Origin of the sequence: Mesorhizobium sp. B3-2-1 (assembly GCF_006439515.1) — a bacterium.
Taxonomy (GTDB): Bacteria; Pseudomonadota; Alphaproteobacteria; order Rhizobiales; family Rhizobiaceae; genus Mesorhizobium.
Genome location: NZ_VFTI01000012.1, coordinates 155,142 through 166,255 on the forward strand (window position 1 = coordinate 155,142; position 11,114 = coordinate 166,255).

The window sequence follows — 11,114 nt, forward strand, 5'->3', positions numbered from 1 at the left end:
CGGCACCCCCGCCCGAGACGCCTGAACCGCCTGCGCCCGAAGAGGTTCCGACGACGCCGGTCGTGCCGGAGCCCACGCCCGAGCCACAGCCGCAAGAAGTGCCACCACCCGCGCCATCCGAGCCGGAGATCGTTCCCTCGCGTCCGGAGAGGCAACCGGAACCCGCGCCCGTCGAAGTGCCGACGCCGCCGGTCGAAGTGCCGGCCGGGGTGCCTGCACCGGTCGAAGTGCCTACGCCATCGCCGGTTGAAGTGCCTCCATCGGCTGCCTCCGAGCAGCCGACTTCAGAGGCCGGCGCTGCCCCTCATCCGCCTACCGGCACCTTCTCCCCGTATAGGGACGGGGAGAAGGTGCCTGATCGCGATGCCGGCGCCGCTCTTAGCGACGTCAAAGAAAAAAGCTCACCGCTGACGCCCCCCTCTCCCCGTCCTTCACGGGGAGAGGATGAGGGACTGCGCCGGCCTGCGGAAATTATCCCATCGCCGATCGAAACCGCTCCACCAGCGGAAATCGCCCCTCCCATTCGCCAGCCTGCACCGGTCGAAACACAACCGATCATTGCCGAGGTTGCGCCCGAGCCTCAATCGGTCCCGCAACCCGAACCAAAACCCGCGCCCGGCAAGGTGACCGTCGCCAAGAAGGTCGAGCAGAAGGCCGAGCCGCAGAAGGCGCCCGAGCCGGCGCAGAGGCGATCCTGGTTCCAGCGCATGCGGGACGGGCTTGCCCGGTCCTCGCGCGAACTGACCGGCAACATTGCCGGCGTCTTCACCAAGCGCAAGCTGGACGAGGAGACGCTGCAGGACCTGGAGGACGTGCTGATCCGCGCCGATCTCGGCGTGGAAACGGCGTTGCGCGTCACTGATTCACTGGCCTCGAGCCGCTACGGCAAGGACGTCTCCGACACGGAGGTGCGCGCCGTCATGGCGGCCGAGGTGGAGAAGGTGCTCGCCCCGGTCGCAAAATCGCTCGAGCTCGACCTTTCGCACAAACCGCATGTCATCCTGGTGGTTGGCGTCAACGGCACCGGCAAGACCACGACGATCGGCAAGCTCGCCGCCAAGCTGACCGATGGCGGCCTGTCGGTGATGCTGGCCGCCGGCGACACCTTTCGGGCCGCCGCGATCGAACAGCTGAAGATCTGGGGCGAGCGCACGAAATCACCGGTCATTGCCTCCAAGCTCGGGGCCGATGCCGCCGGTCTCGCCTACGACGCCTTCGAACGGGCAAAAGAAGCGGGCTCCGACGTGCTGATCATCGACACCGCCGGCCGGCTGCAGAACAAGACCGAACTGATGGCGGAGCTGGAAAAGATCGTCCGCGTGCTGGGCAAGCTCGATCCCGAAGCGCCGCACACGGTGCTACAGACGGTCGACGCCACCACCGGACAGAACGCGCTCAACCAGGTCGAGATCTTCCGCAATGTCGCCGGCGTCAATGGCCTGGTGATGACCAAGCTGGACGGCACGGCGCGCGGCGGTATTCTGGTGGCGATCGCGGCAAAGCACAGATTGCCGGTCTATTTCATCGGCGTCGGCGAACAGGTCGACGACCTCGAACCTTTCTCGGCAAGCGAATTCGCCAGGGCGATCGCTGGCGTGGCTTGAACAAGCACGATGCCGGAAGTGCTTCCGGATTGGATCGTGCGTAAGAAGGAAACCATGAACCCACCCATTCTCGAACGCGATCCGTCCGACCCGCAGAAAGAGAAGAAGGAAGGCGTCAATCCCGTGCTCAAGCTGGCGCTGGAGCTTGGACCGTTGATGGTCTTCTTCTTCGCCAATGCGCGCGGCGAGTGGCTGACGCAGAAATTACCCGTGCTGGCCGAGTTTGGCGGCCCTATCTTCGTCGCCACCGGCCTGTTCATGGCCGCGACCGCGATCGCGTTGATCGCCTCGTGGCTGCTCACCCGGACCTTGCCGATCATGCCGATGGTGTCGGGCGTCGTCGTCTTCATCTTCGGCGCGTTGACGCTCTATCTGCAGGACGACATCTTCATCAAGATGAAGCCGACCATCGTCAACACCCTGTTCGGCGGCGTGCTGCTCGGCGGCCTCTTCTTCGGTCGCTCGCTGCTCGGCTATGTCTTCGAGTCCGCCTTCAAGCTCGATGCCGAAGGCTGGCGCAAGCTCACCTTCCGCTGGGGCCTGTTCTTCCTGTTCCTGGCCGTCGTCAACGAAGTTGTCTGGCGCAATTTTTCCACCGACACCTGGGTTACCTTCAAGGTCTGGGGCATCATGCCGATCACGCTTCTGTTCACCTTCAGCCAGATGCCGCTGATCCTGTGCCATTCGCTCGACGACAAGGCCGGCGAAGAAGAGAACGCCGGCAAATAGAGCAATTCCAGGAAAAGTGTGTAGCGGTTTTCCGTCCGGAATTGCGTCGAGACAAACAAAGGGGAGAGCCATGGAATTCGTCACCACCCAGGAAGAGCTGCGGACGATCTACAAGACCCCACGTTCGACCGATGGCTCGATCCGCAAGGAACTGAAGGCGCTCGACGGCCATTGCCGCTCCTTCATCGGCAAGAGCCCGTTCGTGCTGATCGGCTCGTCCGATGGCGAAGGCAATGCCGACGTCACCCCGAAAGGCGACAAGCCCGGCTTCACCGCCATTCTCGACGAGAAGACGATCGCCATCCCCGACCGGCCCGGCAACAACCGGCTGGATACGCTGGAGAACATCCTGCGCAATCCCTCGGTCGGGCTGCTCTTTCTCATCCCGGGCATGAACGAGACGCTGCGCGTCAACGGCGACGCCCGCATCACCGTGGATGCCGCCTTGCGCGAGCGCCTCGCGATCGACGGCAAGGCGCCGCAAAGCATCATCGTGGTCGCCGTCAAGGCCGCCTACATGCATTGCGCAAAGGCCTTCATGCGCTCCGATCTGTGGAAGCCCGACAGCTGGTACGACCGCGCGACGCTGCCGACGCTCGGCCAGATCCTGCGCGACCAACTGGCATTGGCCGATTCGGCCGAGGCGACCGACCGCTGGCTGGACGACGAGTACAAGCAAACGATGTGGTAGGGTTTCGGCCCACGAATCGCCCGGACCTGCCTGCCTTGCTCAATCTTCTTGCCATCTCGGGCAGCCTGCGGGCGGCCTCCACCAATTCGGCCCTGGTCGCGGCATTGGCATTGAACGCGCCCGAGGGCTGCCTCGTCACCGTCTATGACGGGCTTGGCCGACTACCGATCTTCAACCCCGACGACGAGGGCGAGCGCACGCCGCGCGAAGCCTCCGACCTGATCGACGCCGTCACCGGCGCCGACGGCATCATCGTCTCCTGCCCCGAATATGCCCATGGCGTGCCGGGCGGGCTGAAGAACGCGCTCGACTGGCTGGTCTCGCGCGACGCTGCCGTGGGCAAACCGGCCATGCTGGCGCACGCCTCGCCACGCTCGCTCCATGCCCGCGCGGCGCTGGCGGAGATCATGCGCACCATGTCGTTCGCGCTGTTCGAAGGCGGACCGGAGATTGCCCTGCTCGGCAAGAAGCCACCGGAGGTGGCGAGTATTCTGGCTGAGCCGGCAAACGTGCTGGCGATGCGCGAGACGCTCACGGCCTTCGCGGATTTCATCCGCACGCGATGAGCGGCGGCCTCTCTTCCTTCTCCCACAACGGGAGAAGGAAGAGGCACCTTACTTCTTCCCCCGCAATGTCTCGACATCGGTCTTACCGACATACCAGTCGCGGGCATTGACTTCCTCGAAGACCACCCAGACATCGTCATTGCCAAGTCCGGTGGCGTCCATGATGGCCGCCGTGACTTTCCTGGCGATGTCAGCCTTCTTGCCGGCCGGATCGGCGGCGATCACTTCCTTGACGATGCGGATGTTGACGAATGGCATAACGTCCTCCCGTTCATTCCTGATCAGTACGTCTTGGCCCCATTCACCATCAGCCGCACCGCATAAAGCGAGGTGGTGCCGGCGATGTAGAGGCAGTTCAGCTTGGCGCCGCCAAACACGCAATTGGCGGTCACCTCCGGCACCTTGACCTTGCCGATCAGCGTGCCGTCCGGATCGTAGCAATGGATGCCGTCGGCCGCGCTGGTCCAGATACGCCCGTCGGCATCGAGCCGGAAGCCGTCGAACAGGCCGGCGGTGCAGTCGGCGAACACCTTGCCCCCCGAAATCTTCTTGCCGTGCTTGCCGACATTGAACACCCGCATATGCGCCGGATTCTGCGCGCCATGGGTGCGGCCGGTGTCGACGACGTAGAGCAGGCTTTCATCGAGCGAAAAGGCAAGCCCGTTCGGCCTGACCATATCGGTGATCACCGCTTCGACCTCACCGCTGTCGGGGTCGACCCGGTAGACATGGCAGGCGCCGATCTCGCTCTCGGCCTTGTCGCCTTCATAGTCGGTGTCGATGCCATAGGTCGGGTCGGTGAACCAGATCGAGCCGTCGGACTTCACCACCACGTCGTTGGGCGAGTTCAGCGGCTTGCCCTTCCATTTGGCGGCGACGGTGGTGACCGAGCCGTCATGCTCGGTGCGGCTGACGCGGCGGCCCGAATGCTCGCAGGTGACCAGCCGGCCCTGCCGGTCGACGGTGTTGCCGTTGGAATTGCCCGACGGCTGACGGAACACGCTGACGCTGCCGTCGGTCTCGTCAAAGCGCAGCATGCGGTTGTTCGGAATGTCGGACCACACGACATAGCGGCCGGCGGCGAACCAGGCCGGCCCTTCCGCCCAGCGGCAACCGGTGAACAGTTTCTCCACTTGCGCGTTGCCGTTGAACAGGCGCGCGAAACGCGGATCGAGAATTTCGTAATAGTCTGCGGCCGCCATGCATTTCCTCCCGGCATCACGTGACGCCAGGGATCAAGCCAGCCCGCGACCGATCTGGCAAGACGGGGTATCAGCAATTTGTAAGACAAAACGGACAGGGCGTCCCTTAGGACGCCATTAACCGGCTATGCACGCAGCGCAATGGTGCATTGCAACATCTTCTTTTTGCAATGCACCATTACTATGTCATGTTCCGTATCGATCAAGGGAGGAAGAACCAGCCGCGAGAATGCGGCACAGAAGGAACCTTGCTATGATCTTCAACGATCTCATGACCCGCGCTCGCAGCAGCATCGCAAAGCGCAAGCACTACAACCGCCTCGTCGCCGAAATCGACAGCTTCTCCAGCCGCGATCTAGCTGACATGCGGGCCGACCGCTCGGAAATGCTCTACCAGATCCACAAGCAGATCTACGGCTGATTTCTTCAGTCGAGTGTCTCGGCGCCGCCCAGGCGCTTTGAGATTCAGGTCAGGCCGAGCCGAAAATGGTGGTTCCGAGAACCGGAGCGGAGCGTACTTAAGTACGTGAGCGCCGGAAGCGCGGGAAGCCTCCATTTGCAGGCCGGCATCACCTGAATATCAATACGCCGCGAGCGCCTTGTCGATCTGCGGCAGCAGAAGCTCCTTGGCAGACTCGGCCGTCAGCGGGCCGACATGCTTGTAGGCTATTTTGCCATCCTTGCCGATGACGAAGGTTTCCGGCACGCCATAGACACCCCAGTCGATCGCCGTGCGGCCGGCTTCGTCGACGCCGATCGCCTGGAACGGGTTGCCGAGGTCGCCGAGGAAGCGGCGGGCGTTTTCCGGCCGGTCCTTGTAATTCAGCGCCGCCATCACGAACCGCTTGTCCTGCGCCAGCGCCAGGAGCACCGGGTGTTCTTCCCGGCATGGCGCGCACCACGACGCAAAGACGTTGACCAGCGTGACCTTGCCGGCGAAGGCTTTCGAATCGAGCCCCGGCAGATTGCTGCCCTCCAGGGGCGGCAGGCTGGTCTGCGGCGCCGGCAGACCGATCAAAGCCGACGGCACTTCCGCGACATCGCGCCCCGACAACAACTGCGACAGGAACAGTCCGGCCAGGCCGAGAAAGACCAGCAGCGGCAGAAACACGAACAGGCGGCGACGGGTCGGCGGCGGCGTTTCGGTTTCGCTGCTCACGGCTTTCCCGCCCCGGTCTTGTCGGAGCGCCGCCGCACCCCGGCCGCCTCGAGTTCGGCGAGTTCGCGCTTGCGTGCCCGCTGGTCGAGCAGGATCCAGCCGATCAGTCCGGCCAGCACGATCGCCGTGATGGCGTAGGCGGCGGTGACGTAAAGGGCGTGCGGGCTCATCTCTCGATCCAAGGCTTGCCAGTTCATAACTGGGGCGGCCGTCCGCCGCAATGAATGGCGTCTGCGGCAGATTTGCGGTTATGGCGCCTTCGACAGCAAAAAACCCCAAATACTGGAAATATGCATAGCTTGGCATGTCAGCGAAAGCCGTACGGTGCCTTCACAGGTGAGCAGAATTTTGCCTGCGTCATCCCACATCCTAATGGCGCTCAAGCCGTTGCTCTGGAATTTGCGCAGGCTGATCGTCTCGATCCCGATGAATTCGAGCCCGAAAGACACTGCGTTGAACTCACCCCATTTGGCCGGCGGACGATAGGGAAGCACTGTCGACATAAACGAGAGGTGCATGCTGGGGCCGTCGCGGTTCATCGCTGCTGATGTGATCTCGACGGACGACAGATCGGGATAGTTGCCGTAGATGTTCTGCAGGAAGATCGGGTTTTCAATGCGTAGCGGCCACATCAATCCGTACCATGGCGTAGCGCCAGCGCCGCGGCCACGGGGCCCAGCACCGCAAGGAACAAGGTCAGCGCGGCAAGAATGAGGAAAGGCTGCAGGAACGGATCGGGATTGGCCGTCGCGCCATAGCTTGCCGAAACGCCGAAGATCAGCACCGGGATGGTCAGCGGCAGCACCAGCACCGAGATCAAGAGCCCGCCACGCGGCAGCGCCACCGCCACCGCGGCGCCCACGGCGCCGATGAAGGTGATGGCCGGCGTGCCGACCAGAAGCGTCAGCGCCGTGGCGCCGATCGCCAACGGCTCCATGTTCATGAACAGGCCGAGCAGCGGCGCGGCGACCACCAGCGGCAAGACGCTGCCCGCCCAATGCGCCACGCATTTCACCAGCACCGTCAGCGCCAGCATGTGCCGGTCGTTGCCGAGCACCAGCAGATCGAGTGAGCCGTCCTCGCGGTCGGCCTGGAACAGCCGGTCGAGCCCGAGCAGGCAGGCAAGCAGCGCCCCGATCCACAGGATCGCCGGGCCGATGCGGGCCAAGAGCTTGAGGTCCGGCCCGACGCCGAACGGGATGGTGGCGATGACGGCGAGGAAGAAGATGACGCCGGTCAACGCGCCGCCGCCGGCGCGGATCGAAAGGCGGATGTCGCGGAGGAGGAGGGCTAGCATGGTTTGAGATGCCTGCGCCCAGGCCCCCCTCTCTGGCCTGCCGGCCATCTCCCCCTCAAGGGGGGAGATTGGCAGTTTGCACGCCGCGCCGGCATTCCCACGTTGAATGTTGGCGAAGGCCGGGATGACATCCAATCTCCCCCCTTGAGGGGGAGATGTCCGGCAGGACAGAGGGGGGCGCCGTAGAGTGCTGACATCAAAGGGCCTCCCCCATTGCCAACGCCTTCGCCCCCTCCAATCCCAACGGCAGATGCGTCGCCGCCACGATCATCCCGCCATCCGCGCAATGCCCGCGCATCAGTCCCGCGAACCGCGCCTCCGAGGCCTTGTCCAGCCCCGCCGTCGGCTCATCCAGCAGCCACAACGGCCGGTGGCTGACCAGAAGTTTCGCGATCGCCGCGCGGCGTCGCTGTCCGGTCGAGAGATAGCCGAACGGCAAATGGCCGATGCCGCCCAGCCCGACTGTTTCCAGCGCCTCCTCCACATCGAGCCGGCCTTCGCCATGGAACTCCCGCCAGAAGCGCAAATTCTCGGTCACGCTCAGCGCCGTCTTCATCGCGTTCTGGTGGCCGAGATAGTGGCAGGCCGAGGCGATCGAGGGGAATTCGTCGCCGCCGCCTTCGAGCAGCAGGCGGCCTTCGGCTTTCGGCAGCAGGCCGGCGACCACCCTGAGCAAGGTCGATTTGCCCGAACCGTTCGGCCCGGTGACGATCAGCGCCTGTCCGGCCTCCAGCACAAACCCGATGCCGGAGAACACCGTCGCGCCGCCGCGCTCGCCGCCCAGATTTTCGGCGATCAGCCGCATCCCGTACCTGTCCCTGGAACGATGCGGCACCGTCGCTGCCGCATCGCACAAATTTGCTTTGCAACTGTCTAGAACTATTCCAGAAAATTCTCTATATCCGGGTCATCCGTGCCAGCGGTCGGCTCGGGAACAGAATTAGCGCCGGACCAGCGCACGCGCCGCCTTGAACGGCTCGGGTTGCTTGGGAGCGGACAGCGGAAATGGCCGTACCCGCACCTTTGCGCGTGATTGCATGCCATCGGCGTCCGTTCCCTTTCAGGCTGAACAGACAAGGATCGCACGTGTCAAAATCCCTCGACAGTTTCAATTGCCGCCGCACGCTGAAAGCGGGCGACGCCGAGTATGTCTATTTCGACCTCGTCGAGGCCGAGAAGAACGGCCTCACCGGCATTGCCCAGCTGCCCTATTCGATGAAGGTGCTGCTGGAAAACCTCCTGCGCAACGAGGACGGCCGCTCCGTCACCAAGGACTCGATCCAGGCGGTGGCCGGCTGGCTGACCGACAAGGGCACCGCCGGCGTCGAGATCGCCTATCGCCCGGCCCGCGTGCTGATGCAGGATTTCACCGGCGTTCCCGCCGTGGTCGATCTCGCCGCCATGCGCGATGCCATGGCTTCGCTCGGCGGTGATCCGCAGAAGATCAACCCGCTGGTGCCGGTCGACCTCGTCATCGACCACTCCGTGATCGTCGACGAGTTCGGCACGCCGATGGCCTTCGCCCGCAATGTCGAGCTCGAATATGAGCGCAACGAGGAGCGCTACAAGTTCCTGAAATGGGGCCAGCAGGCGTTCCGCAACTTCCGCGTCGTGCCGCCCGGCACCGGCATCTGCCACCAGGTCAACCTCGAATATCTCGGCCAGGTCGTCTGGACCAACACCGAGGACGGCGAAACCACCGCCTATCCCGATACCTGCGTCGGCACCGATTCGCACACCACCATGATCAACGGCCTTGGCGTGCTCGGCTGGGGCGTCGGCGGCATCGAGGCAGAGGCGGCCATGCTCGGCCAGCCGGTCTCCATGCTGTTGCCCGAGGTGATCGGCTTTCGCCTCACCGGCAAGCTCAAGGAGGGCGTCACCGCCACCGACCTCGTGCTCACCGTCACCCAGATGCTGCGCAAGAAGGGCGTCGTCGGCAAGTTCGTCGAGTTCTTCGGCCCTGGCCTCTCCAACATGACGCTGGCAGACCGCGCCACCATCGGCAACATGGCGCCCGAATATGGCGCCACCTGCGGTTTCTTCCCGGTCGATTCGGAAACCATCCGCTACCTCACGATGTCCGGCCGCAGCGAGGACCGCATCGCCCTGGTCGAGGCCTATTCCAAGGCGCAAGGCATGTGGCGCGAGGCCGGCTCCGCCGACCCGGTCTTCACCGACTTGCTCGAACTGGAGCTGGACAGCGTCGTACCGTCCATGGCCGGTCCCAAGCGTCCGGAAGGCCGTGTCGCGCTCGAAGGCATTCCGGCCGGCTTCGCCAAGGCGATGGAGACCGAATACAAGAAATCCGCCGAAATCTCCAAGCGCTACGCCGTCGAAGGCACCGACCATGACCTTGGCCATGGCGACGTCGTCATCGCCGCCATCACCTCGTGCACCAACACCTCGAACCCATCAGTGCTGATTGCCGCCGGCTTGCTTGCCCGCAACGCCAACCGCCTCGGCCTCAAGCAGAAGCCGTGGGTGAAGACTTCGCTGGCCCCCGGCAGCCAGGTGGTGGCGGAATATCTGGAGAAGTCGGGCCTGCAGAAGGAGCTCGACCAGATCGGCTTCAACCTGGTCGGCTTCGGCTGCACCACCTGCATCGGCAATTCCGGCCCGCTGCCGGCGCCGATCTCGAAAACCATCAACGACAAGGGCCTGATCGCTGCCGCGGTGCTCTCCGGCAACCGCAACTTCGAAGGCCGCGTCTCGCCCGACGTGCAGGCGAATTACCTGGCCTCGCCGCCGCTGGTCGTGGCGCATGCGCTCGCCGGCACCGTCAGCAAGGACCTGACCACCGAGCCGCTCGGCGAGGACAAGAACGGCAATCCGGTCTATCTCAAGGACATCTGGCCGAGCTCGGCCGAAATCCAGGAGTTCATCGAGAAGAACGTCACGCGCGAGCTGTTCGCCCGCAAATATGCCGACGTATTCAAGGGCGACGAGTACTGGCAGAACGTCAAGGCGCCGGAAGGCCAGACCTATGCCTGGGACAACAATTCGACCTATGTGCAGAACCCGCCCTACTTCGCGGGCATGACATCAGGTTTCGGCAAGATCGGCGACATCAAGGGCGCGCGCGTGCTCGGCCTGTTCGGCGACAAGATCACCACCGACCACATCTCGCCGGCGGGTTCGATCAAGGCGGCCTCGCCGGCCGGCAAATACCTCACCGACCATGGCGTCGGCGTCGCCGAGTTCAACCAGTACGGCACGCGGCGCGGCAACCATGAGGTGATGATGCGCGGCACCTTCGCCAACATCCGCATCCGCAACCACATGCTGGGCGAGAACGGCCGCGAGGGCGGCTACACCATCCACTATCCCACGAAGGAAGAGGAATCGATCTACGACGCGGCGATGGAATACAAGAAGGAAGGCGTGCCGCTGGTCATCTTCGCCGGCGTCGAATACGGCAACGGCTCGTCGCGCGATTGGGCTGCCAAGGGCACGAACCTGCTTGGTGTCCGCGCCGTCATCGCCCAGTCGTTCGAGCGCATCCATCGTTCGAACCTGGTCGGCATGGGCGTCATCCCCTTCGTGTTCGAGGACGGCACCTCATGGGCTTCCCTCAACCTGAAGGGCGACGAGCTGGTCGAGATCGACGGATTGAGCGCCATCAAGCCGCGCAAGACGATGACCGCCAAGATCACCTATGGCGACGGCACGGTGAAGAACGTGCCGATCATCTGCCGTATCGATACGCTGGACGAGCTCGACTACTTCAAGAACGGCGGCATCCTGCAATACGTGCTGCGCGATCTGGCGGCTTAGCAATGAGGGAGTAGGGAATAGGGGAATAAGGAACTTAAGCCGGGAAGGTTCCCCTACTCCCCTACTCCCCTACTCCCCTACTCCCCTAC

The 11,114-nt window shown here is 63.9% G+C and carries 13 protein-coding genes; 6 read left to right on the plus strand and 7 right to left on the minus strand.

Annotated elements, in window-relative coordinates; genetic code table 11:
* Nucleotides 1-98 precede the first annotated feature (98 nt).
* The 4 genes from ftsY (at nt 99) to FJW08_RS15050 (ending at nt 3,590) form a co-directional block, all read left to right on the plus strand.
* Nucleotides 99-1,604 (plus strand): signal recognition particle-docking protein FtsY, encoded by a 1,506-nt coding sequence (ftsY, locus tag FJW08_RS15035; protein ID WP_246682352.1) that lies wholly within the window; start codon nt 99-101, stop codon nt 1,602-1,604.
* A 54-nt stretch (nt 1,605-1,658) separates the two neighbouring features.
* Complete coding sequence (locus FJW08_RS15040) at nt 1,659-2,333, plus strand: septation protein A (protein ID WP_140811245.1); 675 nt, start codon at nt 1,659-1,661, stop codon at nt 2,331-2,333.
* Nucleotides 2,334-2,403: 70 nt separating this feature from the next.
* Nucleotides 2,404-3,024 carry a pyridoxamine 5'-phosphate oxidase family protein gene (locus tag FJW08_RS15045; protein WP_140811247.1) on the plus strand — a complete coding sequence of 207 codons (621 nt, stop codon included), beginning with the start codon at nt 2,404-2,406 and terminating at the stop codon, nt 3,022-3,024.
* A gap of 35 nt (nt 3,025-3,059) precedes the next feature.
* A complete protein-coding gene (locus FJW08_RS15050) occupies nt 3,060-3,590 on the plus strand; it encodes an NADPH-dependent FMN reductase (RefSeq protein ID WP_140811248.1) in 531 nt (176 codons plus the stop codon).
* A 48-nt stretch (nt 3,591-3,638) separates the two neighbouring features.
* Here the strand turns inward: FJW08_RS15050 and FJW08_RS15055 are convergent, their stop codons facing one another.
* Both FJW08_RS15055 and FJW08_RS15060 read right to left on the minus strand, forming a co-directional pair.
* On the minus strand, nt 3,639-3,848 hold the full coding sequence (locus FJW08_RS15055; RefSeq protein ID WP_140618294.1) for a 4-oxalocrotonate tautomerase family protein: 210 nt from the start codon (nt 3,846-3,848) through the stop codon (nt 3,639-3,641).
* Between the two features lie 23 nt (nt 3,849-3,871).
* The gene (locus FJW08_RS15060) at nt 3,872-4,792 is read right to left on the minus strand and encodes an SMP-30/gluconolactonase/LRE family protein (RefSeq protein WP_140811249.1); all 921 of its coding nucleotides are present in this window, start codon (nt 4,790-4,792) and stop codon (nt 3,872-3,874) included.
* Nucleotides 4,793-5,045: 253 nt separating this feature from the next.
* Between FJW08_RS15060 and FJW08_RS15065 the strand changes: the two genes are divergently transcribed.
* Nucleotides 5,046-5,213, plus strand: a complete 168-nt coding sequence (locus FJW08_RS15065; protein ID WP_023774506.1) for a hypothetical protein — start codon at nt 5,046-5,048, stop codon at nt 5,211-5,213.
* A gap of 159 nt (nt 5,214-5,372) precedes the next feature.
* Here the strand turns inward: FJW08_RS15065 and FJW08_RS15070 are convergent, their stop codons facing one another.
* The 5 genes from FJW08_RS15070 to ccmA form a co-directional block, all read right to left on the minus strand.
* Nucleotides 5,373-5,951: a DsbE family thiol:disulfide interchange protein gene (locus tag FJW08_RS15070; RefSeq protein WP_140811250.1), complete on the minus strand. Its 579-nt coding sequence runs from the start codon at nt 5,949-5,951 to the stop codon at nt 5,373-5,375.
* Nucleotides 5,948-6,121, minus strand: a complete 174-nt coding sequence (ccmD, locus tag FJW08_RS15075; protein ID WP_127280270.1) for a heme exporter protein CcmD — start codon at nt 6,119-6,121, stop codon at nt 5,948-5,950. Before ccmD ends, FJW08_RS15070 begins: the two co-directional genes overlap by 4 nt.
* A 78-nt stretch (nt 6,122-6,199) precedes the next feature.
* Nucleotides 6,200-6,583 (minus strand): Imm50 family immunity protein, encoded by a 384-nt coding sequence (locus FJW08_RS15080; RefSeq protein WP_140811251.1) that lies wholly within the window; start codon nt 6,581-6,583, stop codon nt 6,200-6,202.
* On the minus strand, nt 6,583-7,248 hold the full coding sequence (ccmB, locus tag FJW08_RS15085; protein ID WP_027146188.1) for a heme exporter protein CcmB: 666 nt from the start codon (nt 7,246-7,248) through the stop codon (nt 6,583-6,585). The genes FJW08_RS15080 and ccmB overlap by 1 nt, the downstream gene beginning before the upstream one ends.
* A 196-nt stretch (nt 7,249-7,444) precedes the next feature.
* A complete protein-coding gene (ccmA, locus tag FJW08_RS15095) occupies nt 7,445-8,053 on the minus strand; it encodes a heme ABC exporter ATP-binding protein CcmA (protein WP_140811252.1) in 609 nt (202 codons plus the stop codon).
* 281 nt (nt 8,054-8,334) lie between these two features.
* Between ccmA and acnA the strand changes: the two genes are divergently transcribed.
* The gene (acnA, locus tag FJW08_RS15100; RefSeq protein WP_140811253.1) at nt 8,335-11,025 is read left to right on the plus strand and encodes an aconitate hydratase AcnA; all 2,691 of its coding nucleotides are present in this window, start codon (nt 8,335-8,337) and stop codon (nt 11,023-11,025) included.
* Nucleotides 11,026-11,114 lie beyond the last annotated feature (89 nt).

Coding starts and splice junctions, on each gene's coding strand:
- FJW08_RS15040 (WP_140811245.1), top strand. CDS start 1,659: ATGAACCCACCCATTCTCGAACGCGATCCGTCCGACCCGCAGAAAGAG.
- FJW08_RS15045 (WP_140811247.1), top strand. CDS start 2,404: ATGGAATTCGTCACCACCCAGGAAGAGCTGCGGACGATCTACAAGACC.
- FJW08_RS15055 (WP_140618294.1), bottom strand. CDS start 3,848: ATGCCATTCGTCAACATCCGCATCGTCAAGGAAGTGATCGCCGCCGAT.
- FJW08_RS15060 (WP_140811249.1), bottom strand. CDS start 4,792: ATGGCGGCCGCAGACTATTACGAAATTCTCGATCCGCGTTTCGCGCGC.
- FJW08_RS15065 (WP_023774506.1), top strand. CDS start 5,046: ATGATCTTCAACGATCTCATGACCCGCGCTCGCAGCAGCATCGCAAAG.
- ccmD (WP_127280270.1), bottom strand. CDS start 6,121: ATGAGCCCGCACGCCCTTTACGTCACCGCCGCCTACGCCATCACGGCG.
- FJW08_RS15080 (WP_140811251.1), bottom strand. CDS start 6,583: ATGTGGCCGCTACGCATTGAAAACCCGATCTTCCTGCAGAACATCTAC.
- ccmB (WP_027146188.1), bottom strand. CDS start 7,248: ATGCTAGCCCTCCTCCTCCGCGACATCCGCCTTTCGATCCGCGCCGGC.
- ccmA (WP_140811252.1), bottom strand. CDS start 8,053: ATGCGGCTGATCGCCGAAAATCTGGGCGGCGAGCGCGGCGGCGCGACG.